Below are 24,913 nucleotides of genomic sequence, written 5' to 3'. Positions count from 1 at the left end.
GGGGAACACTAGTAGCGACTCCAACGCTGGCCCTTACAGGGCGGTTCATCCCCGCGCCTGCGGGGAACACCTGCCATTGCTGGCAGGCTGAGGGTTAGACTGCGGTTCATCCCCGCGCCTGCGGGGAACACACTTCTTCCATCACCATGATTTTTCATGGAAGTATTTGGCCTTCAAATTCTACCAACAACAAGACATGTAAATGCCATTTTCCGAATTGTTAAAGATCGCCTTCCTTGGGCTCGGGAAAGAAACTAACCAGGCGTACTCCATCGATCTCCGACGGAACCCGGCGGTTCGCCCCAAGCGTTTCGAAGTCGAATCCCGATTCGGTGTTGGAGCGCCAGACCATCACCGCGTTGCCGTCTTCGATGCCCTTCCCCACCTGCTCCCAGATCGCTTCCCGAACTTTACGCGAATAGTTGCCGACATAAACACCCGCCCGCACTTCGAGCAGCCAGATTGCCAAGCGGCCACGCAAACGTGGCGGCGCGTTTTCAAGAACGATGACCAGCATCGCCGAGGCTTTCCGGATTGGGAATGGCGGGACCGACTGCATCGGCAGGTGCCTCCGGGCGCGGAATCTCGCCCGCTGCGAGAATATTCTCAATATCCGGGATGATACGGTCCAGTAACCTGGTCTGTCGGAACATATCCCGGCACGCCAGCCGCACGGCACGTTCCGGGTTCGCTGGCGGGTTGGCAGCCACCTTGAAAGCGGCCGGCACCACCGTCTCAAATTTATAGATATCGGCAATGTCATACACGAAAGACAAGGGCTTGCCGGTATGAATGAAACCAACGGCAGGGGCGTAGCCAGCGGCAAGCACGGCGGCCTCGGTCACGCCATAGAGCGCTGCCGTCGCGGATGACAAACAGCGATTCGGCAGATCGGACACATCCCAATCTTCCGGGTCATAGTCGCGCCCACCCCAGTTGACGCCGAACTTCTGTGCCAGCAACTGATAGCTGCGCCGCACCCGTGCGCCTTCAATCCCACGCAGTTGTTCGACGCTGCGCCGCGCTGGCGGCTCCTCGCCAAAACGAATCGCGTACATCTTGCGCACCACTTTCAGTCGCAACACCTCGTCGAGCGCCAGCTTGGCCTGATACAGCAAACGATCGGCACGCGCGCCGCCCGGTTGCCCGGCTGAATACAGGCGCACCCCCGCTTCGCCGACCCATACCAGCAAAGTACCAACGCGCGCAGCCAGTGCCGCGGCAGCATGCGACACGCGCGTGCCGGGCTCCAGCATGATGCAGGCAACCCCACCGATCGGGATGTGTGTGAGCACAGGTCGCACTCGCAAGCCCTGTTGATCCACGCGCACGAAAGCGCCATCAACGACATCGATTTCACCCCGTTCCACGAAGACGACAGACAAACGCTCCTTGATCAGGATGGGTTTGAGAGGTGGCAGCATGAATAAAGCTCCCTAGCTAACGGTCATGACTTTTCCAGGCACCCCCGATCATGAAAGTCATGACCGTTTCCCTCTCCCCCCAACCCCTCCCCCCGCGAGGGGGGAGGGGAGATTCGTGAGTCGCATACGCGACTTTCACATGAACCTGTCTTGGCTGTAAACCCGTAGATCATGCCGCACGCACCAGCAACAGGCCACAGCCAAATGCTTTTGCATGCCCAATGCCACCGTACAAAGCATCAGAAAATGCCGCAGCATCAGTCACTCTCAATACCCCGGAAAAATCCACGCTGCTGAACCGCAGACTCCCCTTCTTCTCGGCGTGCTGCGTATAAGCTTCTACCAACAGGCTTTCCTGCACGATTTCGAAACCCAGCCGCGGAGATCTGGAGAACAGCCATTGCCCACAGGTATCACTCACCAGTTCATGGAGCGCGGGCCTGTCGTTCCCTTTCCACTGATTCCAGCAGGCAAGACCGCGTTCTGCGAGCAGGCGTTTTTTTTTCCTGCATGACGACATCGTGACGTGCAGACTTTCCGTCCCTACTGATCGTGACGACTGGATTTGCCCGGAGGTCGAAGCGTAAGAACGCGCCTGCGGCAAGACGTGGCGAATATTCTCGCGTCTGGACGCGCCAAGCGCCATTCAGTAGTTGCGGAGATCGTTTCGAGACAAGGTAAAAACGCGGAAGGCCGTCAATGTCCATTCTCCGGAACAGAAAATCCCTGGGGGAGTTCTCTGCCGCAGGAAAAAAGTGCCACAGCCATTGATGTTCGGCGTAAGGGCCTATCGCCCGCTGATGCGCTGCCTCGCGTTCTCTGCCGGGCGATGGCGTGATCACGGTGAAGTACATGGTCACACTCCTTCGTTCCGCAACCAGATATGCTCGGTGCGATCACCAAACTGCCAGCCCTTGCGACGAATCACGCGATCCTTGCGTGGCACGCTGAGATCGGGATTTACACCGGCAGCGACACCGTCGGACCAGGCGATTCGTACCAACGGAGCCACATCCTCCAAGAGCGAGCGCCCCCGAGCATCCGGATGCGCCAAATGCAACTGTTCAAGCCGCGCCAGGTATTGTTCGAAGGCAGCCCGCGCCGAATCGGCATTGATCACTGTCGGGTACAGAGGAGCTGCAGGCGGACAGGCTTTGCGCCCCAGATACAGTACAAAGCGCGGCGTTCGCAACGCGCCTGCCAAGGTATCCAAAGGATACGGCGCGTCTACGCGCGCCTGCACCGCCACGACGCACGCGGCATTTTGCCGATAATCCCGTGTTGACAGGATGGTGTTCAACTCGCGCTTTGGCACCGCCAACTCGTCACGTCGCGTCGCCTGCGGCCGCCCCTTCAGTGCCGCACGTCCCGGCACCTGGGCCGTGTGGTAATCCCGCAGCAAGGTGCCCCCGTCTTGCACGCCGACGGCAAACCCATAGCCTTGCCTCAGTCCTGCCAACGTCGAATCCTCCTCGCGCCGGATGCCGAGTGCGGCGGCCAGCAAGCCGAGCAGGGCTGATTCACCGGGATACTCGTAGCTGCCGCGATACTCGCCCACCGCTGCGCCGCCCCAGGACGCCAGCGGCGCCTGCAGTTGAAAGACCAGAAAATCCATGGCTTTCAACTTTGTACGAAGGCGACGAGTTCCGGCAGCGTGCCTTCTCCCTTCTCCACATCAATGTGGTAGCGCAGCTCCGCGCACTTGCCATATACCTTGTCGAAATTTTCATAGCGCTTGGTCATGGCCTTCACTGCCTCTGCCAGCATGTCCTGTTCGTCATATGGTTTGACCGGTTTGAGAAAAGCTTGCGCCAGCGAACGTGGCTGCTGATTGCCTTTTTCGGCCAGCACATAGCTGGCATAGGCGCGAGAGGCGAAGCTGTTTTGCATGCCGGTCGGAGATACCTTGGTCACGGCATTGACCAGGGCTTCCAGGGATCTGGCGGTGAGTGCCTCGTCACCGCCGAGGTTTTCTTTCAGCAATTCCCGGTCAATGCACAGATAGAGGTAGAACAGGCCAGCGCCGTAGCCGCGTTCACCGATGTGCGAAGCGCCACTGTCCACCTGACCATTGTTCAGGTCATCCACGGCGACAAAGTAGTCATCTTCCACTGCCGCCTTGTGCACGGTAATCGCATGCGACACCTGCACAGCAGCCTCGACATTGAATGCCGGTGTATCGGCCAGCATACGGCCGAACATGGCAATGTCCACGGCACGCCTGGGCTTGCTTAGAAGCGCCAACTCGTCTTGAGTCGGGGCGCTGCCACGTTCAGCACACTGGTTGGTCAGGGTTTCAATGGCGGCTATTTCTTCCGGGCTGAAGTGTGCCAATTGCTCAATCTCCAGATCCTCGTCATTTTCCGTCTTCTTGTCCGATTTCAGCTTCCCGAAACGAGCTGCGATGGCCTTCGTCCATTCGCGGGCGGCTTTTTCTGTAATGCCGGCAGTCTTGAGCGCCTTGAAGATTTCCTTGCCCATCCACTTGGTGCGCTTACCGAGGTGCCCCGCCAGGGAAATCTCGAAAATGTCCGAGGTTCTCCACGCGCGCTTCTGGCTTTGCGATGAGAGACGCAAGCGCGTCGCATTGCCCATCAACGCGGTTTTTGGGCGACCGGTATCGTCGCGATTCAGGTTGGAGGGTGGATAGCTGGTCAGAACGTGAAGCTGAACAAAGCGTGACATCGCGTGTTTTCCTGAAAAGAGTTGAGAAAGAATTTAGCGAACGGATTCATCAGGCCACTCATAGCTATAAGCCCACTTTTTCTTGACCGCATCGCCCCAGTGCATCAGATCATTTGCCAGCACGATGACATCGACGCTGCGCATCAGGGGAAGAACGCGGCGCATGCCCGAAAACAGGGAATCCGGGTCGGGGGAATCGAGCAGTCGCATGAAGCGCAGTTCGCTGACGGGAGGTTTGTCTCCCGGCTTGACAGGCTCATGCTTGCTCATGGCCTGCGCCGGTGAGCGTGCGTCGTTGGCTTTTATATGCGACAGCACACCGACGACGACGGCAAATCGATCCCTTTCCCACGCCTTCCAGTTCAGCGCGCCCAAACGCCTGCATAACCTTTGATAAGCAGGGAGCAACGCGATCTCAGTGGGTGACGATGCTCTGCGCAGCACCGCGCGACTCGCGCGATCCTGGTCCAAATTTTCCCACCAGTCGAACAAGACCTTGCCACTCCCTTCGTCTTTCGTGAAGTAAACAGCCATACGGGACTCCTTAATGTGAAAGTCGCGTCAGCGACTCACGAATCCTGCCCTGAGCCTTGTCGAAGGGCTCCCCTCGCCCGCTTGGGGGGTCGGGAGGCGAGATGGGAAATTCGCGGAGCATGGCTCCGTGCCTATCGAACAATTCCGGCGTGCCAGCCGGAATGCGCCCAGCAAGGAAGGGACATGGTCATGGCTTCCATGATCGAGGATGCCTGCAACAGCCATGACCGTCAGATGGCGGCCATTTGTGTGACCTTCTTGCTTGACCTTGGTTTATCGGTTACGGATGACGGCAGATGAAGGGCCTGCCGCATTTTCGGCCCACGCATGTTTCTATTTAGTTGCTGGTATGCCAGGGCCACGCGTTGAGGCTTTTGCCGCTCCACCTGGCCGGCTCCAACAAATACCTCATCGAATAGCGAAGCGACAGTTTTCATCAGTACCTGGTGCCATCTCTGCCGAACTTGCAGCATGTCGCCCTCGAGACCCTGTCGGGTGAGATCGATCACTTCCTGCAACTGCATATAGAAAGCAGATTCGGTCACGTTCCAGAAAGCCGCATCAATGGCACTGAAATCCCCACGCGCGTCTGCGCCAAACCAGGCATCCTTGACGGCAGAGCGCAGGTAGAACGCCGCCAAATCGGCGCCCGCGAGCCAAATCTCCACCTGCGACTCCACCCATTGCTGGGCATCTTCATCACAGTCGGCCAGGCCATAGAGCGGCATGGTCGCTTCGTACCAGCAACGTGGCTTCATATTGTCCATGTCATAGCCGAAAGCCCACAGACGCAATTCCCCACGTCGGTGGGCGAGCGCATGTTCCACCACGCTGGCGCGCCGCTGCTTCTTCTTGCCGGTGCTTTGTCCAAACACCCAGCCGAGCCAGTGGCGATAGCCGAAGCCGCCAGGCTGCGGATGCAGTGGCAGCCACTCTTCCTTGGTCTCATAGTACGGTGAGAAGGGGTGGAGCCAGGCTCCCTTGTAATTGAAGCCGTAGTTTTTGGCGATGTATTGTCCGATCAGTTGTTTGCTGGCTCGACCACAGACGTCACATTCACCGCTGCAAACGGTGTCGAAGTCCAGGCGTATGCGACGCGGCATGGCCCAAAACACCTGATCCGGATGCACCTGGACAGGCGTAGTCTCACCACCCGTTTTCTGGATAGCTGACATATCGTTCATCCACGGAAAACGGAAGTACAGTGCTGACTTGCCGGCATCACCGCACAGACCCAGAAACCCTCTGCGATCGCGTACGTTGAGCCACAAGTCATGCCACAGGGAACGGGTAGGTCCATCGATCGACATGCTGACGACCAGGGTAGTCAATGGCCCTCCACCGCGCAGCCCGGTCCGGTTCCCGACACCTCCCGCTGGCGCATTGATCTGCAGGGTCAACAAGGCGGTGGCAGCGCAATGCGGGCACATGGCCGAGATGCGTCCGCGCTTGATGAAATGATCGCTATTGTTCTTGAGCGCGTTTTCACCAGGCGTTTCGATGAGCAACGTACCGATCTCATTGGATACCCCTTCTTCAGCGGTCAGGCTGAAGTCCTGCATAAAGCGAGCCCCCTCAGCATCCAGTTCGAAAGCCGGGGCGAGGGGCGCAAACCATTCGCTCAGAACGTTCGCCGGCGGCGGCTCTGCAAACCATTTACCCCATGCCGTCTCGCTATTCATGGGGGTGCTGCTCTGCAACAGACCCACAGCAAACTGCGCCAGCGCACCGTTGAAATCGGGCCGGTCAGCATCGAATGCCAGAAGGTCAGGATCGGATAAGCGATCCGGGGCAATCCACATTCGGCTGCCGTCACGGCACCGCACAGGCATCCAGGGTTCAGACAATAGTGAAACCATATGCATCCCTTCGTGCGAAATTGGGTAGCCGGGCGATTTTCGAGGCCGTCCGCTCTTGCTTTTTCTGCACCTGCCCGCCCGGTGCTTGGAGTGCCGGGAGGCGATTTGCAATACCAGCAAGATGAGCAAAGTCTAGCAGGAAATGTGGAGCGATGCAAATTTTACAAAGTATCAAGTTGGTTCGCCTAAGAGTTTTTTCCTGTTTTTGTGAGACACTTATCGCCGTGTTCCTCATTCCGATGGGGATGAACCGTACCAAGTCGGTTCGCCAGCCCTTTGCTGGGCAATGTTCCTCGCTATCGCGGGGTGGCACCGGACGAGTCCTCGTCCGGTGCTTCCAACCCAAGCAACCCGCTTTCGCTCTGGTATTGCCAGCGTCGAAGTACGAATGCCTCTTGGCCGGATTTCTTGCTCCAGGCCTCTCCGGTCCATGCCTCATTGATCAACTCCAGGGGCAGCAGAACTGCCCACTGGCCCCTCCCCGGCAATGTCAGCAGTGCCTGCTCCAGGGCTGCCTGCCGTTCGGGGTCCTTGGGCTCTGCCGTCTTGGCGATCAGTCGCTCGGCGACGCGAACCGTGCTGTAAGCCCAGGCATGCCGCAGATTCGCGTGCGCACACCAAGGCACCAGTTGGCCAGTCTCCCAACGCGCCAACACGACGTTCACGCTCGCCTCGCCCAAACGCGACGGCGTCTTGGCTTCGCTCCACCAGTCGAAGCCACCTCTTACATATCCCAACTCCAGTTTCACGGTGTTCTGCTGGGCTTGGCTGGCGTCACCGTAGGCTTTGCCTTCCGCCTGATTGGCGTTGTGCTCCAGCGCGGTCGGAATCTCCGTATCGCTTCCGAATACGCCCTCGATCAGACTGCGGGCACCGCCAGGCATGGCAAAACCGCCGTTTTGCAGCGCCTTCGCGGTCAGCCAGAGCTGGCCATGGTGGGAATAGACGTTGGCCGCTTTCCTGAACGCGGATTTGAACCAGTCAGCCTTAGGCACATCTGTCCACCCCGGGCCGAATACGCACAAACGGGGTTCGCCGCGCTGGTCGCGTGCGGCAGGGTCTTGCAAACGCCACCCTTGCTGATCACGTGGATGACGCTGCAGGCGACCGGCGCGCTGGATGAGACGATCAATGGGTGCGAGGTCACTGACGACGAAATCCCAGTCTGCATCCAGGCTTTGCTCGACGACTTGTGTAGCAATGACCAATCGGCCCCGCCGCCGTGCCGGTGTGCTGCGCTTACCGAATAACGTCAACACTTTGCGTTCGGTGTGCAGGCGGTCGCGCAAAGCGAAGCGGGCGTGAAAAAGGGTGAGCTTGTCGGCAGGCAGTTTGCCCCGAAAGAGTGCACAGGCTTCCAAGGCATCGGCTACCGTATTGCGAATCCAGCAAACACATTTGCCGGCAGCAAGCGCCGTTTCGATGGCTGCAATGACTTGCGCCTCATCACTGAGATAGTCGACGGCGACCGTGCGCTTTACATCGTCGCGTGTGGCGATGGGAATCTCGGCGGGACGATCGGGCCGATCGCTATGCCAGGAAGTCACCAGCGGGTAGTCGGTCCGACCCGCCATCATTGACAATTCTCTTTGACATCCACATCCGCGCGCAAACGCCCGTAACAGTGCTTTTTTCATGCGTTGCGGCAGCGTTGCCGACAACAGGATGGCGCTTCCACCGGCACGCGCATGAAAGATCAGCAGGTTCTCGAGGATGCCCTGCATGTACGTGTCGCAGGCATGCACCTCGTCCACTACCAACACCTTGCGGAACAATCCGAGCAGGCGCAGCGACTGATGCCTGCTGTGCAGAACGGCCAGCAATGCCTGATCGAGCGTGCCGACGCCTGCCGGAGCCATCAGCGCACGTTTGTTGTGGTCGGCCAGCCAGGCACTACAACGGGCGCTCGCCGTCTCGTCCAACTGCTGCTTGTCTGCATCAACTGGGCCGGCAGGGATCACGGATTCCGCGAACGCCTCCACCAGATTGCGCTGACCGTGCGCCAGCACAAGACTGGCGTTCTCTTCAAACAGGCGCGCATAGACTTGCGCAATGCGGCCGTACATCGCATTAGCCGTGGCCATGGTCGGCAGGCCGATGAAGAAGCCATCGGCATGCCCTGCCGCCATCAGACGATGTGCAAGCAAAACAGCCGCTTCGGTCTTGCCCGCGCCGGTCACATCCTCCAGCAGATAAATCTGTGGGCCTTGCGAAAGCTCGGCCGTTGCAGCCCAGGCCTGCAGTGGAGATGGCGTGATGATGCTGGGGAAAAGCGCATCGAACGCTAATGCGCGCCCGACATTCAAAGGCAACACGCCGGAATGATCAAGCGCAACGACGGCTTGCCGCCTGGCGTGCTCCCAATACTCCCGCAGTGGCAGCGGATTTTCCGTGTCGGCACGATACGCAAAGTAGTCCGTATTGGAGCCCAGCCAGTCCGCGAGAACAGCCAATCCCGCCATCCACCATGACAGATCCTGACTCGCCAACTCAAAGGCTTCCGGGTCGAGCATGGTGGGAATGGCCGCCTCCCGATCCTCAAAGATCAGGGCTCTGATGTCTGTTGTGAATTCGAGAATTGCATACGGATCATCTTGCCAATGAAAATTGGCTTTCCATGAACCACCCTCTTGCGGCGGTTGACCATGATGTCCCGTCACTGCGCGTGCCCAGTAGTTGAGTCCGCACTCGTATAATCCGGTTTGAGGGCCAAACCACACATCCTTCTTCACGTAGTCCATGAGAGGCTTGCTCCAGAACTGCATGCCCAGGCTGTCATGGCGAAGCTTGTACTCTTTGCTGGCGTCCGGCGGGCGACCTCTCATGGCCTTGAACAAGTCTGGCCGTTGGCTCTGAAAGGCTTCGGAAAACTTGCCGAGATCGTGTATGGCAAGCCAGAACACGATCCATCGTTGCAGCGCCACGTGATCATTAAAGTTCAGTCGTTGGCCGAGAAGACGACAGAATGCGGGCGCCTTGCGACAGAATTCCAACCCGACCGCCGCGACATCCAGACAGTGATATGGCAACAGATGAAACTGCGTCCCACTGCCGTCTTGCGGCTTGGCCTTACCCCAGTAACGAAAGTACGGTTTTGAGGCATTGATCATCATTCCGGCCATCCCCGCTACGCCGCCAGCGGCATCAGATAGGGCGGCTTGGACGGGCGAGGTCGTCGGCACGCCGGATGTAGTAGTGGTGCACGGCGGTGAGCGCCGAGAGCTTGCGGTCGCTCAGGCGATGGCAGCCATGGTGATGCAGGGCCAGTTGAGCGTTGCGGCCCTCCACGCCGGAGCTGCTGCGCTGAAAACGATCTTTCGGTCTGCACTACATCGCTCACGGCGGCGTGGATGCGGACGGGCGACCGCAGGGACGTGGCGAGGGGTCTTCGTACGCCTGCTGGGCCGCCCGCTCAACCGCCCAGCACGCCTGGGCGGCTGTCCCGCTGCCAAGCGCGCGCTGGCCGTTTCACGCTGCTCCGCCCGATCCAGGCGCGAGCGGCGCCTCACGACCCACCGGCCATCGATGGCCGTGCAGCGCGCCGTGGCACCGGCCTCGTGTCTGGAGTCGATCCCGGCAGGACCTTCGAGCATCTTCCTTCTCCCTCGGTTGGTTTGCACTTCCAAGGGTACGTGATTTCGAGGGTCCTGCCACGCTTCCGCAGGACTTTCACCAGGTGCAGCACTCGGCTTTGGCCGGAATGATGATCAAGGCCGTTTCCCCCTTATGTTTGCCAACGCACAGATATTGCGCGATTCCCCACCTATCCTGAGCGCTGGAATTCATCGTGTGGGCTTCTCCGGATGTATTTCCCACCTGCGGAGATCAACAGCGCTGAATTCCTGTTTCCATCCACCCTGCAGAAGGAAAAGCAAGATGAGTGCAACGCAAACATTTTCAAACCCTCCCATTAAAGCTTCGAGCATCACCGACAAGAAAGTGCTTAACCCTGAAAACGAAAGCCTCGGAAACATCAAGGAAATCGTTATCGACCCCTGCACCGGTCGCGTTGCGTACGCGGTCCTCTCTTTTGGCGGTTTTCTCGGCATGGGAGGAAAACTCTTCGCAGTTCCGTTCGGCGCGCTCAAGTACAACGTGACGATAGGCTCCTACTATCTTGATATTGCCAAGGAGCGATTGGAAGCGGCGCCTGGATTCGATCCGGAACATTGGCCTTCGATGGCAGATGAAAAGTGGAACAGCGAAGTGCACGCGTTCTACGAGTGCACGCCGTATTGGCAATAGTGTGATGCAGTCCCCGATGGCCACCGGATCGATGGTATCGCTGATTGCTTCGCTTCGCGCCGTCGGCGAACGCTTCCTCGCTCTGGTCATGCTGGAATGCCAACAGGCCGGCCAGAGTCTGGCATGGATGGTGGGGCTGGCGCTCGTTGCCACCCTGCTGGCGCTCGTTGCCACCCTGCTGGCGCTCACCGGCTGGCTGACGATGCTGGCCTGCGTCGTGCTGACCCTCGTTCAGAACCAGATCGTCGGCTGGGAATGGGCGCTGTCGATCGCGGCATTGCTCAGCTTTGCGGGCGCCGGCGGAGTCGTGTTGATGGTGATTCAGCAGAGCCGATACCTGCTCTTCCCGGCAACGCGGCGGCAACTGCGGCGAATTTCCGACGGGAGGGAATCGACATGAATCCACATGAATAAACACACTGACTCGATTGTTCTGGCCGAACAGCAGGTTGCCGAAGCACGCATGGCTGTGCTTGCCGAATACCAGGCGGCACGGGCGAATCTACGCCGCCACATCGGTTCACCGCTAGTCATCGGCGGCGTACTGCTTGGTGCCCTCGTGCTGGGCTATCTCTGCCGTAGCCGCAGCAAACCAATGGCGGTGGTTTACCCGGCAAGCCCGAGCGTATTGACGCAGGTGCTCAAGACGTTACAACTGCTGTTACGGTGAGGCATGCGATGCAACGGCCAGGCCGCGCAAAAGCACTGCGCCAACTGGAGCGGGCAAGCAAGATGACACGGGGAAACGACACCAGGAGACCGGCATGCACCTCAAGCAACTCTGGGATCTGAGCAGGAAATCCGTCAGGGCGTGGGTGGACGATTACGCCCCGAGCATGGGCGCAGCGTTGGCCTACTACACGCTGTTCTCGATTGCGCTGGTGGTCAGCAACATTACGCCGATCATCGGGGCCAACCACTGTGTTCGGAGAATTACAGAGCGACCTTGACCGCATCTGGCGCGTTCCCGCCGCGGCCACGGAGAACGGCCTATGGACCTTGCTGCGCAAGCGCCTGCTTTCTTTCGGCCTGGTCCTGGGACTGGGGTTTCTGCTGCTGGTCTCGCTGATCGTCAGTGCGGCGATCGCCGCATTCGAAAAATTGTGGGATGGGTTTTTCGCAGGCTGGGAAGCGCTTCTGCATGCGCTCGATTTCAGCATCTCTTTCGCCATTACGACTGTACTCTTCGCGATGATCTACAAGTTCATGCCACGAGCCAAAATCGCCTGGCGGGACGTGTGGGTCGGCGCCGAGTTCACCTGGGTGTACGCGCACGAGCACGGTTCGAAAGTGGCTCAAACCGGGTAGCAATCGACTTCTGCAGTGTCTGGTCGTTCGAGCGTAGCAGCGGCTGCAATCTTGATCATCGTTCCGGCCCACCCCCGCTACGCAGCCACTGGCATCCGATACGGGCTGTGGGCAGGGCGGGTCGTCAGCGCTACCGATGGCCAGAACGATAATCAAGGCCGTTTCCGATAAAGTCTAACGGTCATGACTTTCATGATCGGTGGTGCCTGCAATAGCCATGACCGTTAGGGCGATTTCCGGGAATCAAGATCCCGAACAACTACCGCATTGGCTTGTTTTGCTGGCCCTGAGCCCGGCCTAACGCGATGACTCTTGGTATGGCGTTTTGCGGAAATCACCCAAGAGCATGACGAGCAGGGCGAGACGCAACCACACACCGGCATTCCAGGCGCAAGTGGCACTGGCGGCGTTGAAGAGCGACAAGACGCTGGCGGATCTGGTCGAGCGCAGCAGCTGGTATGCGCGCCTGGCGGCGCAGCAGTTCAGCGCCTGATGGCTGGAGTCACTGCGCAGCGGTGCCGCTGCCTTCTTGCGGCGTTGGCGGGTCGCTGCGGGCCACCGCGAGTTCGCCGTCAGGCGGGCAATACAGAGCGGCTTCCTGGAACAGCCAGTCACGAAAGGCGACGACAGCGGCGTGCTGCTCGTCGGCGAGGCGGCAGACGAAAAAGTAGGAGAAAGGCGACTCAACGGCCATCGTGAAAGGCCGGCACAGGCGTCCGCTTGTCAGATCGTCGACGGCCAGCGTATGCCGGGCCAGCGCCACGCCCTGGCCCGAGGCGGCGGCCATCAGCATCAGGCTCGAGTCATCGAACACCGCACCCCGCTGAGGCTCCTCGACCACCACGCCGGCGGCACCGAACCATGGTTGCCACAGTTCATCGTTCGAGCGCAGCAGCGGCAGTCCCTGCAACTGCGCCGGGCTGACCAGCGCGTGGCGAGCGATGAACTCGGGTGAGCAAACCGGGTAGTACCAGTCCTTCATCAGCAGCCGGCAACTGAGTCCCGGGTAACGGCCAGGGCCGAAACGCAGGGCGACGTCGGTTTCGCCCCCCTTGATGTCGGCCAGCCGGGCGCTCGATTGCACCTCGACATCGAGCTCACGATGGCAGGAGATGAAGCTGCCGAGCCGCGGCAGCAGCCAGCGCGCGGCGAACGATGGCATGCAGGTCACGCGCAGACGGCGGTAGTCGCGTGCGGCAATCAGTTGCTCGGTCGCCTTGCCGATCTCGGCGAGTGCCCGCGAAACCCGCTCGGCATAGGCGGCGCCCTGCGTCGTCAGTTTCAGGCCGCGGCCGCTACGTTCGAACAGGGCGACGCCAAGGTAGTCCTGTAACTGTCGCAACTGATGACTGACCGCGCCATGCGTCAGGTGGAGCTGCGCGGCGGCCTTGGTGACGCTCTCGCTGTGCGCGGCCGCCACAAAAACGCGCAGGCTGCCCAGCGGTGGGCTACGTCGGCTATCTGTCAATTTGCTTCACATGTCACGTGAGAACAATTCGATTGTACTTGCTTCGCGCGACGATGAGAATCGCACTGTCTGTCCAGGACCGGGCAGGCACTACCGCCAGCAAAGGAGAACCCCATGACCGCTCTGTTACCCTACATCGAGTTTGAAGTGCGTGCCGCCGAGGCCGTTTCCCTCGACCGGCTCGCCGGCTGGACAGTCGTCGCGCTCGGTACGCGCATCTGGCTGACCGAAGAGAAGGGTGGTCGCGATATCTGGCTGCTTCCCGGCGACCGCCATCGTATCGCGGGTGCGGGCAGGGTCGTTGTCGAAGCGTGGCCGGCGGCGGGCGCGGACGCCGACCTGCCGGCGAAGATCCGGCTGGCGCCGCCGGCGGGAACCTTTGGGCGGCGCTGGTGCCTGCCGAAGTTCAGGCTAAGCCGCGTTGCGTCGGCCTGGATATGAACGTCCGGACGGATGCCCGGATCGCATCAACCATTGACGATTGGAGAAAAAGATGACGGACTTGACGGAAGCCACGCCACACCAGTTGCTGGGTCTCTATGATTCACCCTTCGTGCGACGCGTGGCGGTGACGATGAACCTCTACGCGATTCCCTTCACACACCTGTCGTTGTCGGTGTTCCGGCACATGGATGCCATGCGGCCCCTCAACCCGCTCTTCAAGGTGCCGATGCTGACGCTGCCGAGCGGCGAGAAGCTCTTTGAAAGCGCCTACATTCTCGACTATCTCGACGAACTGGCCGGCGAACGCGACATCCTGCCTCTGACGCCGCGCAGCGGTCCCGAGCGCCGGCAGGTGCAGCAAATGATGGCGCTGGCGATCGTCGCGACCGAGAAAGCGGTGGCCATCGAATACGAGCGCAAGCGCCCCGGCGAGTTGCAATGGGCCGACTGGACGGGCCGCCTGCGCGGCCAGATGCGGCAGGCATTCACCATGCTCGAAGAACGGCTCGCCGGCGATTTCCTGGTCGGAGGCCGCCTGACACAGGCCGACATCACTACCGTTGCCGGGATCGGTTTCGTTCGCTACGTCCTGCCACACGAGTGGCCGGCGAGTGACTACCCGGCACTTGCCAGGCTGGCCGACAGACTCGAGGCGAGTGCCGCGTTCAAGGCCGTGCCGATCGACGAATGAACCGCAGCGCGCCGCCGACGGACCCGCGCAGGGAGCGGACGAGGCGACTAGTGAATCTCCGTGCCGCCTTCGACGACCTTTCAGCCAAGAGACTTCCTGCGCTATTTCGTGAGTCTGGCTGCCTTCGGCATGCTGGTGCTGATCATCGTCCAGGAAGCGGCCAAAGCCGCGTTCAAGGATGGTATCCTTGAAGTGACACTGCCCAAGACGGCCTCGGCGACGCGGACGAACGTGCCGATCGAGTAGCCTGCGGGGGCGTGCGGTTTCGCGGGCGGCGCTCTTGCCGTGGCGGGCAGGCCGGAAGGATGCCCGCCTTTTGCCCGCGGCGAGCGCGACAGGCGCAAGGGCTGAACGAACTGGCCGGCCTCGACCACAGACGCGGCCAGGGAGTCGATACTTGCGCCGTGTACTTCAATCCACTGCAGGAGAGCCTCATGCTTCAGCTCAAAGTCAATGGCCAGCCTCGGCAGGTCGATGTTGCCCCCGACACGCCGCTTCTCTGGGTGCTGCGCGACACGCTGCAGCTTACCGGAACCAAGTATGCCTGTGGCCAGGCGCTGTGCGGCGCCTGCGTCGTCCATGTCGACGGCGTCCCGGCACGCGCCTGCCTGACGCCGGTCTCGGCGGTCGCGGGACGCGAGATCACGACCATCGAAGCCGCACACCAGTCGCGCGTCGGCCGGGCGGTGCAGGCGGCCTGGCGTAAACTCGATGTCGTGCAATGCGGCTACTGTCAATCCGGGCAGATCATGAGTGCGATCGCCCTGCTCGGCCGCCAGCGAAAGCCGACCGACAGCGACATCGACGATGCGCTGTCGGCCAACCTGTGCCGCTGCGCGACCTACCAGCGCATCCGTGCGGCAATCCACGAAGCTGCCCGATCCCTTGCCTAGGAGCTGAAATGGTCAACACGAAGATTGCCAATGCCAGCCGCCGGAGCTTTCTGCAAGGCGCCGCCGGTCTGACGCTGGGTTTCTGCCTGCCAGCGATCGCCGCCCCGGCCGGGGCCGGAAAAGCCGCCGCGCCGGCCGGCCAGCCCTTCGAAGCGAACGCCTTCCTGCGCATCGGCACCGACGATAGCGTGACGGTGATCGCCAAACATCTCGAGATGGGTCAGGGAAGCTACACTGGTCTGGCGACGATCCTCGCCGAAGAACTCGACGCCGACTGGCAGACTGTCCGCCTGGAGGGCGCACCGGCCGACGCATCGCGCTACAACAATCTGTTCTGGGGAGCGTCACAAGGCACTGGCGGTAGTACGGCAATGGCCAATTCCTGGGACCAGCTGCGCGCCGCCGGGGCGGCGGGCCGCGCCATGCTGGTCAACGCGGCCGCCCGGCGCTGGCAGGTGCCGGCGGGCGAGATCACGGTGCGCGACGGCATCGTCAGCCATCGCCGGTCGAAGCGGCAAGCGCGTTTCGGTGAACTTGCCGCGGACGCCGCCCGGGAAGCGGTGCCAGCCAGCGTGGTGCTCAAGGAGGCCAAGGATTTCCGGCTGATCGGCAAGCAGGCACCGCGCAAGGACAGCGTGGACAAGACCAATGGCCAGGCGCAATTCACGCAGGACATTCAGTTGCCGGGCATGCTGGTTGCCGTCGTCGCGCATCCGCCACGTTTCGGCGCCACGGTTCGCGGTTTCGACGCCAGCGCGGCCAGGCGCGTCCGGAACGTCGTCGATGTGGTGCAGATTCCTTCCGGCGTCGCGGTGCTGGCCAGCGATACCTGGAGCGCGAAAAAAGGGCGCGATGCGCTGCAGGTCGACTGGGACGAAAGCCGCTCGTTCAAGCTCGGCAGCGAGGAAATCGTGGCGCGCTATCGCGAAATGGCAAAATCGCCCGGCCTGGTCGCCCGTCGGGTCGGCAATACCGAGCAGGCCTTTGCCGGCGCGGCCCGAATCGTCCGGGCAACGTACGACTTCCCCTATCTCGCGCATGCGGCGATGGAGCCGATGAACTGTGTCATCCGCCTGAGCGAACGGGGGTGCGAGGTCTGGAACGGCGAACAGATGGCCACCGCGGACCAGTCGCGCCTGGCGGCGATCTTCGGCCTCACGCCGGAACAGGTGCGGATCAACATGCTTTATGCCGGCGGCAGCTTTGGCCGCCGGGCGAATACGCATTCCGACTATGTCGTGGAAGCGGCACAGATCGTCAAGGCGATCGGCGGCAAGGCGCCGGTGAAGCTCGTCTGGATGCGCGAGGACGACATGCGGGCGGGCTATTACCGGCCGCTCTTCCACCATGCCCTCGAAGCCGCCCTCGACGCGGGCGGCCAGCTCACCGGCTGGCGGCACCGGCTGGTCGGCCAGTCGATCCTGCTCGGCTCGCCGTTCGAGTCGATGATGGTCAAGGACGGGATCGACGCCGTCTCGGTTGAGGGAGCAGCCAACCTGCCGTACGCGATTCCCAACCTGCTGGTCGACCTGCACACCCCGAAGGACATCGACGTGCCGGTGCTCTGGTGGCGTTCGGTCGGCTCATCGCACACCGCCTATTCGACCGAGGTATTCCTCGACCAGGTGGCGAGAGCCGCTGGCAAGGATCCGGTCGCCTGGCGCCTCGAACTGCTGGCCGATCATCCCCGGCATCGCGGCGTCCTCCGACTGGCGGCCGAGAAGTCCGGCTGGGGAACACGGCTGCCGGCTGGCGTCAAGGGAACCCGGCGCGGCAGAGGCGTCGCGGTGCACGAGTCGTTTCACTCGTATGTCGCACAGGTTGCCGAAGTGACGGTTGCCGCCGATGGCACGGTCAAGGTCGATCGGGTCGTTTGTGCCGTCGACTGCGGTATCGCGATCAATCCCGACAACATCCGCTCACAGATCGAAGGGGCCGTCGGCTTCGCCTTGTCGGCCGCTCTGCATGGCGAAATCACGCTCAAGGAGGGCGCCGTGGTCGAGGGTAATTTCGACACCTATCGGCCGATCCGGATCGGCGAGATGCCACGGCTCGAGGTGCATATCGTTCCCTCGACGGCCAAGCCGACGGGTGTCGGTGAGCCTGGCGTTCCGCCGCTCGCCCCGGCGGTGGCCAATGCGATCGGCGCGGCAACCGGAAAGTATCCGGACCGTCTGCCGTTCCGTGCCGAAGACCTGCGTGCCTGAGAATGGACAGCGTCGATCGGCAGGTGCTCTCGGAGGTGCGACGCTGGGCGGAGCAAGGTTACCGCTTCGCGCTGGTGACCGTCGTCCGGACCTGGGGATCGGCACCGCGCCCTGCTGGCGCCTGGATGGCCTTGCGCCAGGACGGGCGGGTTTGTGGCTCGGTTTCGGGTGGCTGTATCGAGGACGACCTGATCGGCCGCCTGCGGGCAGGGGAGCTGGCCGGAGATCTTCCTTTCAGCCAGACGTATGGCGTGACGCGGGCCGAGGCCGAACGCTTCGGCCTGCCCTGCGGCGGGACGCTCGAACTGGTCATCGAGCCCCGTCCTTGCGTTTCCTTGCTTGCCCAACTCGAGGAAGAACTGGCGTGCGGCAGGCTCGTCGTCCGCTCGCTCACTCTCGCCACTGGCCAGGCAAGCCTCGCTGACGCGGTGCCGGGGGAATCGATCCACTGGGACGGCAAGCTGTTGCGAACCCCGCATGGTCCGGCCTGGCGCCTGCTGATCATCGGCGCTGGCCAGATCTCGCGCTACCTCGCCGAAATGGCGCAGGCGCTCGATTACGCCGTCACCATCTGCGATCCGCGGCCGGAGTATCGCGACGCGTGGCAGGTGCCGGGCAGCCGTCTGGCCGACGGCATGCCCGATGACGTCGTCCAGGCGATGCGTCCCGACCCGCACCTGGCGGTGGTCGCCGTCACCCACGATCCGAAGCTTGACGATCTGGCCCTGCTCGAAGCACTCAAATCGCCGGCTTTCTATGTCGGTGCACTGGGATCGCGGCGCAATAACGCCAGGCGCCGCGAGCGCCTGATGCAATATTTCGATCTCAGCGCCGAACAGGTCGGCCGGCTGCACGGACCGGTGGGAATGGCGATCGGCAGCAGGACCCCGCCGGAAATCGCGCTATCGATTCTGGCCGAAATGACGGCCACCAAATACGGCATCGTGACCCGGACAGCCGATAACGGCCCGTACCGGCACGAATCGACAGCGGCCGCAAAGGCCGCCGTCGCGGGCCCGCCGCTCGCTTGATGAGCAGGACGGCTGGCGAACTCGTCGGCATCCTGCTGGCTGGAGGCTGCTCGCGCCGCTTCGGCGCCGACAAGCTTCTGCACCGGCTGCGCGATGGCACGCCAATGGCCATCGCATCGGCCAGGACCCTGATCGCCGTCTGCCCCCATTCGGTCAGCATCCTGCGCCCCCAACAGACCGAACTGCGCCGGCTCCTGACCGACACCGCGGTCGATGTACGGCTTGCTCCGGAGGCCGAAGCCGGCATGGGCAGCAGCCTGGCCTGCGCCGTTCGAGCGAGCGCCGACGCCGATGGATGGCTCGTGGCTCTGGCCGACATGCCTTTTCTGACGGCCGCGACCTTGCATTCGCTGCTGCAGGCCTTGAGAAACGGTGCCGACATCGTCGCGCCCGTCTATCGCGGACGCCGGGGCCACCCGGTCGGTTTCTCCCGGCGCTGGTTTGCCGACCTCGCCGGCCTGCAAGGCGACGTCGGCGCCAGGCGAATCCTGGACGATCACCCCCGGTCGGTCACGCTCATCGCGTCGGATGATCCTGGCGTCCAGCGGGATATCGACACGCCGGATGATCTGCGGATCGAATAGCACGCGTCGTCGGCTTGGCGAGTGGTTCCTGCCGCTGTCCGCTCGATCCGGAAGGAGGGCGTTCGCCGATTCCGCCGTGCCGCTACGGTAGAAAGTCGGTTCGTGAGCAGTCACCGCAAGAGAATAATTGCTGCCCCTTGATGAACACCGCATCCCCCGATGACCAAGACCACAACCATGAATAAGCCGCGCTGGCATCAGATCCGGCTCAAGTTTGTCCTCATCATGCTGTGCCTCGCGGGCGTGCTTTACGTGCTTTACCGCGACATCCATCCGGGGATGGGATCTGGCCCCGCTGGCCCGGGCGTGCCGGCCGAAGCCTTCGCTTCATCCTGGAACGACGGTGATGTGCTGCTGCTGGGACTGGGTGACAGCATCGTCACGGGCTTTGGCGCACCGCCTGGGTTCGGCTTCTTCGACCGACTGGTCAAGGTACCCGACGGAGACGAAGCGGACATGACCGGCAAGGACTTGCGACACGTCTTCGCGAAGCTGCGGGTGCTCAACCTCGCGCAAAACTCCACCAGTTCCGGCGATCATCTTCGTTACCAGATCGCCCTCATTCCTTTACAGTCACAAAGCACTCGTGGCGTTGTCGTTCTCTCCACCGGCGGCATCGACCTCATTCACGACTATGGTGCGAGCCCGCCGCGTGACGAGGCTCTCTATGGAGCGACCTGGAGCGATGGACAGCGGTACGCCGCAGCCTTTCGTCAACGCCTCGATCAACTGCTCGACGCGATCAGTGCGCGTTTTCCCGGAGGTTGTGAAATCTTCATCGCGACCATCTTCGATCCCACCGATGGTGTTGGCGACATCGAGCGTGTGAATGTGTTCTTGCGATTCATCAAACCGTTCCCGGCCTGGCCGGATGGACTGCGCATCCATGCTGAATTCAATCGCCACATCCGTGAAGCCGCAGCCGCACGCGCCAATGTACATGTCGTCGACGTGCATGGAACCTTACTCGGTCACGGACTGCATCATCGTGATTCCAGGCATCCGCACTACCATTCCGAAGATCCAACGTATTGGTATTTCGCGAACCTCGAGGATCCCAATCAGCGAGGCTACGATGCAATCCGCCGCGCTTTCCTCAACGAAATGATCCGTTACCTCGTGCCAACAGCAACACAGTAATGCAGGGGCCGGGTTTCCCCGGCCCCGAAATCACCCGATCGCTGGGTATTTACTTCCAGCCGGACTGCTTCTCGCAATCATGCATGGCCTTGGGGTTGGCCTTTTCCCATACGGAAATGGAGCGGGTTTCGTTTTCGTCCATCTTGTCGTTCATGCAGACGCAGTACTTGCGGACCACCTCAGCGGTGGCGCCTTCGCCCTTGTTGTCCTTGATACACTGAGAAATCCACTTCCTGTCATCGGCATCGGCAAAAGCGGCTCCGCTGAACAGCATGGATAGCAGGAGGCACGTTGCGCTGATATTCAATTTCATCTGATTCTCCAAAGTGGTTTGTAAGAAAGGAGTCGCAATGCTAATCATTGTGACGTCAAAGTCAACCTGGAGAGCCGGATGATTTTATGGAGATCTTCAATCTCCCCGCGACAATCATGAACAGCGGGATGGCCGCTGTAGGACACACCTTCCTCCCCCGGACTCTCCTCCGCACCGGAGAAAGGGAAAATCGTCGCGGGAGGAGAGAAGCGCTGCGGCTCAGTAACGGGCCGGGCCACCGGGACCACCGGGACCACCCGGCCCGAAGCGGCCGCCCTGCCCCATCCGTTCGATCTTGCTCTTGAAGAACAGGCGCGCTTTTTCCTTCTGCGCGGCGTCGAGGCTGTCGTATACCGCCAGCCAGCGGTCGCGGCCGGCTTCGCGCTGCTTGCGGCCGGCATCTTTGAGTTCGTCCATCTGCTTGACGACGGCGCGCAGGTCGGCACCCGGTTTGCTGACGCTGGCCAGGACTTCCTCGTGGTGCTTGCGCCACTGCTCGCCCATCTCGCGCATGCTGGTCCTACTGAACTGCTCGGCGTCCTGCCAGAGGGCATCCTGCCTGGCGTCCAGCTTGAGGTCGTCGTGCAGGCGTGACATCTCTTTCATGTGGTATTGCATCCGATGTTCCATCCGGCCGCCGGGCGCGCCGCAGCGCTCGGGGCTCATGGCGAAAGCCGCACCGCCGGCGCCGAGCGCCAGAATCAGTGCAGCGACGAGAATACGGGGGGTGAATTTCGATTGCATGGAGTGACTCCTGAAAGTGGGGTTGATCGATCGCGACGGGCACGCTTGCCTGCCCCTTTCGCGATGCAGCCATTCTGCTCCTCCCCGCATTTCAAACGATTTCATCGCCACGGCGTCGCGTTGCAAATTGTTTCTTTCGCCCGGACCGGCGCCGCCGACGGCATAGAATGCAGTTCATCGCCACAATCGCCACGACCATGAAAAAAATCCTCCTCATTGACGACGACGCCGAGCTGCGCCAGTTGCTCGCCACCTATCTCGGCCGACACGGTTTCGACACCTTGCTGCTCCCCGACACGCGCCAGCTCGATGCCTTTCTCGAACGCTACCAGCCGCAGTTGCTGATACTCGACCTGATGCTGCCCGGAGAAGACGGTCTGGCGGCGTGCCGGCGGCTGCGCGCGCGCGGCGAGATGCGACCGGTGATCATGCTGACCGCGCGCGACGAGCCGGTCGACCGGGTGATCGGCCTGGAAATGGGAGCCGACGATTACCTCGGCAAACCTTTCGACCCGCGCGAACTGGTCGCCCGCATCGAAGCGGTACTGCGACGTGGAGCGCGCTCGCTGGTGGCGCCTGATCCCGAGGGAGGCGTGACGCGCTTCGGCGAATGGCTCTTCGACCGTGCTGCGCGTCAGTTGTCGAGAAAGGATCAGGCGGTGACGCTGACCAGTGGCGAATTCGCGCTGCTGAACACCTTGATCCATCACGCCAGGCAGCCAATGAAGCGCGAGCGTCTGCTCGAGTTGACGCGCGGCGACGCCAGCGAATCCTTCGACCGCGCCATCGACGTTCAGATCCACCGCCTGCGGCGCCTGATCGAGACCGATCCCGCCCACCCGCGCTATCTGCAGACGGTGTGGGGAATCGGTTATGTCTTCGTTCCGGATGCGCCTGGCGACGCCGCTGCAGAATGAGAATCTTCCCCGCCTCGCTGGCCGGACGGACGGTGCTGCTGGTGATTGCCGTCATCGCCGTCGCGGAGATTGCCACCTTCTCGCTGCTCGGGCACTTCCGCCGCAGCTCGCACGTCCATCAGACGGTGCAACTGATCGCCGGCCAGGTGCGTCTGCTGCAGGTGGTGCTGCCGGGACTCGGCGATGCCGCCCGCCAGGCTCTGAGTGCTGCCGATGCCGGCGAGCAGGGACTGCAACTGCGTCCGGATGGCAGCGGTGTACCGCTCCACCAGCCACGCTTTCCCTTCGCCCGCCGCCTCGCCAACGATCTCGCCGAACGTCTCGGCGAGCCGGTATTGCTCCGGCACGGCGGTCCTGGACAGCGCAGCGGCCTGTGGATCGGTTTCATGGCCGGCAGCGAGCGCTGGTGGCTGCTGCTGCCGCCACCGCGCTTCGAACCGCAGGCGCTACCCACCGATCTGTGGCTGTTTCTGGCAATGACGCTGGCCGCCGTGCTGCTGATCGCCGGCCTTTTCGTGCATGGCATCGTCGGTCCGCTGGCACGCCTCGGCGACGCCGTCGCGGCGACCGGCGACGGCGCTGCACGCACGGCGATACCGGAAGGTCCGCGCGAGGTGCGGCGCCTGGCCGAGCGCCATAACACCATGCTTGGCCAACTGGCCGCAGCAGCGGCCGAGCGGCGTGAGATGCTCGCCGGTCTGACGCATGACCTGCGGGCACCGCTGACGCGCTTGCGTCTGCGTCTGGCGCTGCTCGCCGGCGATGCGCAAGGAAGTAGCGAATGTGCCGGCCTGGTGCGCGACGTCGATGACATGGAGCGGATCGTCGGACAATGCCTGGCCTTCCTGCGCAGCGAAAACCCCGATGCTGCGCCAGCGCCGCTGGCCATCGCGGCGCTGCTGCGCGAGGGCGTCGCCCGCCAGCGCGAACTCGGCCGTGCCGTCGAGTTGACGGTCAGCGACGCCGCGGCGCAATGCCGGGTGGCGATCACCGCCGGCAATCTGCAACGCTTGCTCGACAACCTGATCGACAACGCCCTGCAGCATGGTGCGCCACCGGTCGAGGTGCAACTGGCACTGGCCAGTACAAGCATCGCGACGCTGCGCGTGCGTGATCACGGGCCGGGAATCGCCGGCGCAGATCGCAGCCGCGCCCTCGAACCCTTCGCCCAGCTCGAACCGGCGCGCGCCACCGACGGCAGTTGCGGACTCGGTCTGGCGATCGTGCGGCGAATCGCCGTCGCTTGTGGCGGTGAGGTGCTGTTGGCCGACGCGCCCGGCGGCGGCCTGGAAGTTCTGGTGCGGCTGCCGACTCGCTGAATGCCCGAGCGCAGCGCACTGGCAACACATCCGTCTTGATCGTGGCGCGGAACTTCCGGATACTCGCCGGGCCAAACCACCATTTCCCAGGAGACACTTCGCATGAACGAGCAGGAACAACAAGCCATTCTCACCCTTTGCCTGATGGCCGCCTTTGCCGACGGCCACAAGAACGAATCCGAGCGTGCCGAACTCAAGCGCATCGCCGACGCCCTGGCCGGCGAGGGATCGATCAATATCGCCGCGCTCTATCAGGATGTGCTGCTCAAGCGCGTATCCATGGCGTCAACCGTGGCCACGCTGACCTCCCCGGAAGCGCAACAGCTCGCTTTTGAAATGGCGGTCTGTGTCTGTGACGCCGACGGCGTGCAAAGTGCTGCCGAACAGGCTTTTCTCGCTGAACTGCGCAGCGCTCTCGCGCTCGACCTGCAGCAGTCGGCGGTCTACAGCCAACAGGCGGAAGCCATCGCGGCGCTGCCGCTTGCTGCAGGCGCCAGCAGCAGCTCACAGATCCCGCCGCCGGCACCCGCCTCCATTCCTGCTGCCGAGCATGCGTCTACGCTGAGCGAGACGGAACTGGAGCAGGCGATTCTCAATGCCGCGATCCTGAATGGCGCACTCGAACTGCTGCCGGAATCGCTGGCGACGATGGCGATCATCCCGCTGCAGATGAAACTGGTCTATCGCATCGGCAAATCCTACGGTTTCGAACTCGATCGCGGCCATATCAAGGATTTTCTTGCAACCCTCGGCGTCGGGCTGAGCTCGCAGTATCTCGAACAGGCTGGCCGCAAGCTGCTCGGCGGCCTGCTCGGCAAGATCGGTGGCGGCCTCCTGGGCAGCCTCGGCAAACAGGCGGTGAGTTCGGGAATGAGTTTCGCCAGCACCTATGCGCTCGGGCACGTCGCCAAACGCTACTACGCCGGCGGCCGCAGCTTCTCGGCGCCGATGCTGCGTGCAGCTTTCGACGACATGCTCGGCGAAGCCAAAGGGCTACAAAGCCGTTACCTGCCCGAGATGCAGGCCAGAGCGCGAACACTGGATACTGCCCGGATCGTCGAACTGGTCAGACAGGGTTGATTTCCTGATACGCTGACACGCCTCACA

General features: G+C 62.1%; 29 protein-coding genes and 1 pseudogene. 17 read left to right on the top strand and 13 right to left on the bottom strand.

The window, feature by feature from the left end; translation table 11 throughout:
- Positions 1-220: 220 nt before the first annotated feature.
- From cas2e to E4Q08_RS07920, 10 genes and pseudogenes are all read right to left on the bottom strand, one after another.
- A complete protein-coding gene (cas2e, locus tag E4Q08_RS07965; RefSeq protein ID WP_034909374.1) occupies positions 221-517 on the bottom strand; it encodes a type I-E CRISPR-associated endoribonuclease Cas2e in 297 nt (98 codons plus the stop codon).
- Complete coding sequence (cas1e, locus tag E4Q08_RS07960; RefSeq protein WP_169069976.1) at positions 498-1,424, bottom strand: type I-E CRISPR-associated endonuclease Cas1e; 927 nt, start codon at positions 1,422-1,424, stop codon at positions 498-500. Before cas1e ends, cas2e begins: the two co-directional genes overlap by 20 nt.
- 169 nt (positions 1,425-1,593) lie before the next feature.
- On the bottom strand, positions 1,594-1,944 hold the full coding sequence (cas6e, locus tag E4Q08_RS24530; protein WP_372703564.1) for a type I-E CRISPR-associated protein Cas6/Cse3/CasE: 351 nt from the start codon (positions 1,942-1,944) through the stop codon (positions 1,594-1,596).
- The gene (gene cas6e, locus E4Q08_RS26035; protein ID WP_169069974.1) at positions 1,850-2,278 is read right to left on the bottom strand and encodes a type I-E CRISPR-associated protein Cas6/Cse3/CasE; all 429 of its coding nucleotides are present in this window, start codon (positions 2,276-2,278) and stop codon (positions 1,850-1,852) included. The genes cas6e (E4Q08_RS24530) and cas6e (E4Q08_RS26035) overlap by 95 nt, the downstream gene beginning before the upstream one ends.
- 2 nt (positions 2,279-2,280) lie before the next feature.
- The gene (gene cas5e / locus E4Q08_RS07945; RefSeq protein WP_169069973.1) at positions 2,281-3,039 is read right to left on the bottom strand and encodes a type I-E CRISPR-associated protein Cas5/CasD; all 759 of its coding nucleotides are present in this window, start codon (positions 3,037-3,039) and stop codon (positions 2,281-2,283) included.
- A gap of 5 nt (positions 3,040-3,044) precedes the next feature.
- Positions 3,045-4,109 carry a type I-E CRISPR-associated protein Cas7/Cse4/CasC gene (gene cas7e / locus E4Q08_RS07940; RefSeq protein WP_169069972.1) on the bottom strand — a complete coding sequence of 355 codons (1,065 nt, stop codon included), beginning with the start codon at positions 4,107-4,109 and terminating at the stop codon, positions 3,045-3,047.
- Positions 4,110-4,142: 33 nt separating this feature from the next.
- Positions 4,143-4,643, bottom strand: a complete 501-nt coding sequence (gene casB, locus E4Q08_RS07935; RefSeq protein ID WP_169069971.1) for a type I-E CRISPR-associated protein Cse2/CasB — start codon at positions 4,641-4,643, stop codon at positions 4,143-4,145.
- Positions 4,644-4,873: 230 nt separating this feature from the next.
- The gene (casA, locus tag E4Q08_RS07930; RefSeq protein ID WP_034909364.1) at positions 4,874-6,502 is read right to left on the bottom strand and encodes a type I-E CRISPR-associated protein Cse1/CasA; all 1,629 of its coding nucleotides are present in this window, start codon (positions 6,500-6,502) and stop codon (positions 4,874-4,876) included.
- Positions 6,503-6,798: 296 nt separating this feature from the next.
- Positions 6,799-9,615 (bottom strand): CRISPR-associated helicase Cas3', encoded by a 2,817-nt coding sequence (gene cas3, locus E4Q08_RS07925; protein ID WP_169069970.1) that lies wholly within the window; start codon positions 9,613-9,615, stop codon positions 6,799-6,801.
- Positions 9,616-9,646: 31 nt separating this feature from the next.
- A pseudogene (locus E4Q08_RS07920) lies at positions 9,647-9,805 on the bottom strand (DUF6399 domain-containing protein); the annotation flags it as partial.
- 573 nt (positions 9,806-10,378) lie between these two features.
- Here E4Q08_RS07920 and E4Q08_RS07915 point away from each other — a divergent pair.
- From E4Q08_RS07915 to E4Q08_RS07895, 6 genes are all read left to right on the top strand, one after another.
- Positions 10,379-10,747, top strand: a complete 369-nt coding sequence (locus tag E4Q08_RS07915) for a PRC-barrel domain-containing protein (RefSeq protein ID WP_169069969.1) — start codon at positions 10,379-10,381, stop codon at positions 10,745-10,747.
- Between the two features lie 16 nt (positions 10,748-10,763).
- Complete coding sequence (locus tag E4Q08_RS07910; protein ID WP_169069968.1) at positions 10,764-11,147, top strand: hypothetical protein; 384 nt, start codon at positions 10,764-10,766, stop codon at positions 11,145-11,147.
- 6 nt (positions 11,148-11,153) lie between these two features.
- Positions 11,154-11,417 (top strand): hypothetical protein, encoded by a 264-nt coding sequence (locus E4Q08_RS07905; RefSeq protein ID WP_034909357.1) that lies wholly within the window; start codon positions 11,154-11,156, stop codon positions 11,415-11,417.
- Positions 11,418-11,511: 94 nt separating this feature from the next.
- Positions 11,512-11,697 carry a hypothetical protein gene (locus E4Q08_RS24525; RefSeq protein ID WP_248594773.1) on the top strand — a complete coding sequence of 62 codons (186 nt, stop codon included), beginning with the start codon at positions 11,512-11,514 and terminating at the stop codon, positions 11,695-11,697.
- On the top strand, positions 11,669-12,055 hold the full coding sequence (locus E4Q08_RS07900) for a YhjD/YihY/BrkB family envelope integrity protein (protein ID WP_288129338.1): 387 nt from the start codon (positions 11,669-11,671) through the stop codon (positions 12,053-12,055). Before E4Q08_RS24525 ends, E4Q08_RS07900 begins: the two co-directional genes overlap by 29 nt.
- Positions 12,056-12,401: 346 nt before the next feature.
- Positions 12,402-12,548 carry a hypothetical protein gene (locus tag E4Q08_RS07895; RefSeq protein WP_169069911.1) on the top strand — a complete coding sequence of 49 codons (147 nt, stop codon included), beginning with the start codon at positions 12,402-12,404 and terminating at the stop codon, positions 12,546-12,548.
- A 9-nt stretch (positions 12,549-12,557) separates the two neighbouring features.
- On the opposite strand, the gene gcvA is transcribed toward E4Q08_RS07895, so the two are convergent.
- Positions 12,558-13,523, bottom strand: coding sequence for a transcriptional regulator GcvA (gene gcvA, locus E4Q08_RS07890; RefSeq protein ID WP_169069967.1), 966 nt, complete (start codon positions 13,521-13,523; stop codon positions 12,558-12,560).
- Between the two features lie 114 nt (positions 13,524-13,637).
- Here gcvA and E4Q08_RS07885 point away from each other — a divergent pair, with 114 nt between their 5' ends.
- The 8 genes from E4Q08_RS07885 to E4Q08_RS07850 all read left to right on the top strand — a co-directional run bounded on the left by E4Q08_RS07885 (position 13,638) and on the right by E4Q08_RS07850 (position 20,513).
- Positions 13,638-13,964 carry a DUF2917 domain-containing protein gene (locus tag E4Q08_RS07885; protein ID WP_034920101.1) on the top strand — a complete coding sequence of 109 codons (327 nt, stop codon included), beginning with the start codon at positions 13,638-13,640 and terminating at the stop codon, positions 13,962-13,964.
- Between the two features lie 52 nt (positions 13,965-14,016).
- Positions 14,017-14,658: a glutathione S-transferase family protein gene (locus E4Q08_RS07880; RefSeq protein ID WP_169069966.1), complete on the top strand. Its 642-nt coding sequence runs from the start codon at positions 14,017-14,019 to the stop codon at positions 14,656-14,658.
- 60 nt (positions 14,659-14,718) lie between these two features.
- On the top strand, positions 14,719-14,904 hold the full coding sequence (locus E4Q08_RS07875; RefSeq protein WP_169069910.1) for an Hsp20/alpha crystallin family protein: 186 nt from the start codon (positions 14,719-14,721) through the stop codon (positions 14,902-14,904).
- A gap of 188 nt (positions 14,905-15,092) precedes the next feature.
- Positions 15,093-15,551 carry a (2Fe-2S)-binding protein gene (locus E4Q08_RS07870; RefSeq protein WP_169069965.1) on the top strand — a complete coding sequence of 153 codons (459 nt, stop codon included), beginning with the start codon at positions 15,093-15,095 and terminating at the stop codon, positions 15,549-15,551.
- An 8-nt stretch (positions 15,552-15,559) separates the two neighbouring features.
- The gene (locus E4Q08_RS07865) at positions 15,560-17,758 is read left to right on the top strand and encodes a xanthine dehydrogenase family protein molybdopterin-binding subunit (RefSeq protein ID WP_169069964.1); all 2,199 of its coding nucleotides are present in this window, start codon (positions 15,560-15,562) and stop codon (positions 17,756-17,758) included.
- Positions 17,759-17,760: 2 nt separating this feature from the next.
- Positions 17,761-18,789 carry an XdhC family protein gene (locus E4Q08_RS07860; protein WP_169069963.1) on the top strand — a complete coding sequence of 343 codons (1,029 nt, stop codon included), beginning with the start codon at positions 17,761-17,763 and terminating at the stop codon, positions 18,787-18,789.
- Positions 18,789-19,373 (top strand): nucleotidyltransferase family protein, encoded by a 585-nt coding sequence (locus E4Q08_RS07855; protein ID WP_169069962.1) that lies wholly within the window; start codon positions 18,789-18,791, stop codon positions 19,371-19,373. Before E4Q08_RS07860 ends, E4Q08_RS07855 begins: the two co-directional genes overlap by 1 nt.
- A 159-nt stretch (positions 19,374-19,532) precedes the next feature.
- Positions 19,533-20,513: an SGNH/GDSL hydrolase family protein gene (locus E4Q08_RS07850; protein WP_169069961.1), complete on the top strand. Its 981-nt coding sequence runs from the start codon at positions 19,533-19,535 to the stop codon at positions 20,511-20,513.
- Between the two features lie 49 nt (positions 20,514-20,562).
- Here the strand turns inward: E4Q08_RS07850 and E4Q08_RS07845 are convergent, their stop codons facing one another.
- Entirely contained in the window at positions 20,563-20,826 is a 264-nt protein-coding gene (locus tag E4Q08_RS07845; protein ID WP_169069960.1) for a hypothetical protein, read from the bottom strand.
- A 219-nt stretch (positions 20,827-21,045) separates the two neighbouring features.
- Positions 21,046-21,570 (bottom strand): periplasmic heavy metal sensor, encoded by a 525-nt coding sequence (locus E4Q08_RS07840; RefSeq protein WP_169069959.1) that lies wholly within the window; start codon positions 21,568-21,570, stop codon positions 21,046-21,048.
- 197 nt (positions 21,571-21,767) lie between these two features.
- On the opposite strand from E4Q08_RS07840, the gene E4Q08_RS07835 reads away from it, so the two are divergent.
- The 3 genes from E4Q08_RS07835 to E4Q08_RS07825 all read left to right on the top strand — a co-directional run bounded on the left by E4Q08_RS07835 (position 21,768) and on the right by E4Q08_RS07825 (position 24,886).
- Positions 21,768-22,487, top strand: coding sequence for a response regulator (locus tag E4Q08_RS07835; protein WP_169069958.1), 720 nt, complete (start codon positions 21,768-21,770; stop codon positions 22,485-22,487).
- On the top strand, positions 22,484-23,806 hold the full coding sequence (locus E4Q08_RS07830; RefSeq protein WP_169069957.1) for an ATP-binding protein: 1,323 nt from the start codon (positions 22,484-22,486) through the stop codon (positions 23,804-23,806). Before E4Q08_RS07835 ends, E4Q08_RS07830 begins: the two co-directional genes overlap by 4 nt.
- A 102-nt stretch (positions 23,807-23,908) precedes the next feature.
- Positions 23,909-24,886: a YcjF family protein gene (locus tag E4Q08_RS07825; protein ID WP_169069956.1), complete on the top strand. Its 978-nt coding sequence runs from the start codon at positions 23,909-23,911 to the stop codon at positions 24,884-24,886.
- Positions 24,887-24,913: the final 27 nt, after the last annotated feature.

The organism is Candidatus Accumulibacter contiguus, assembly GCF_012940005.1.
GTDB lineage: Bacteria > Pseudomonadota > Gammaproteobacteria > Burkholderiales > Rhodocyclaceae > Accumulibacter > Accumulibacter contiguus.
The sequence above is the reverse complement of the archived record's forward strand: the minus strand, read 5'-3'. Positions and strand labels throughout refer to the sequence as shown.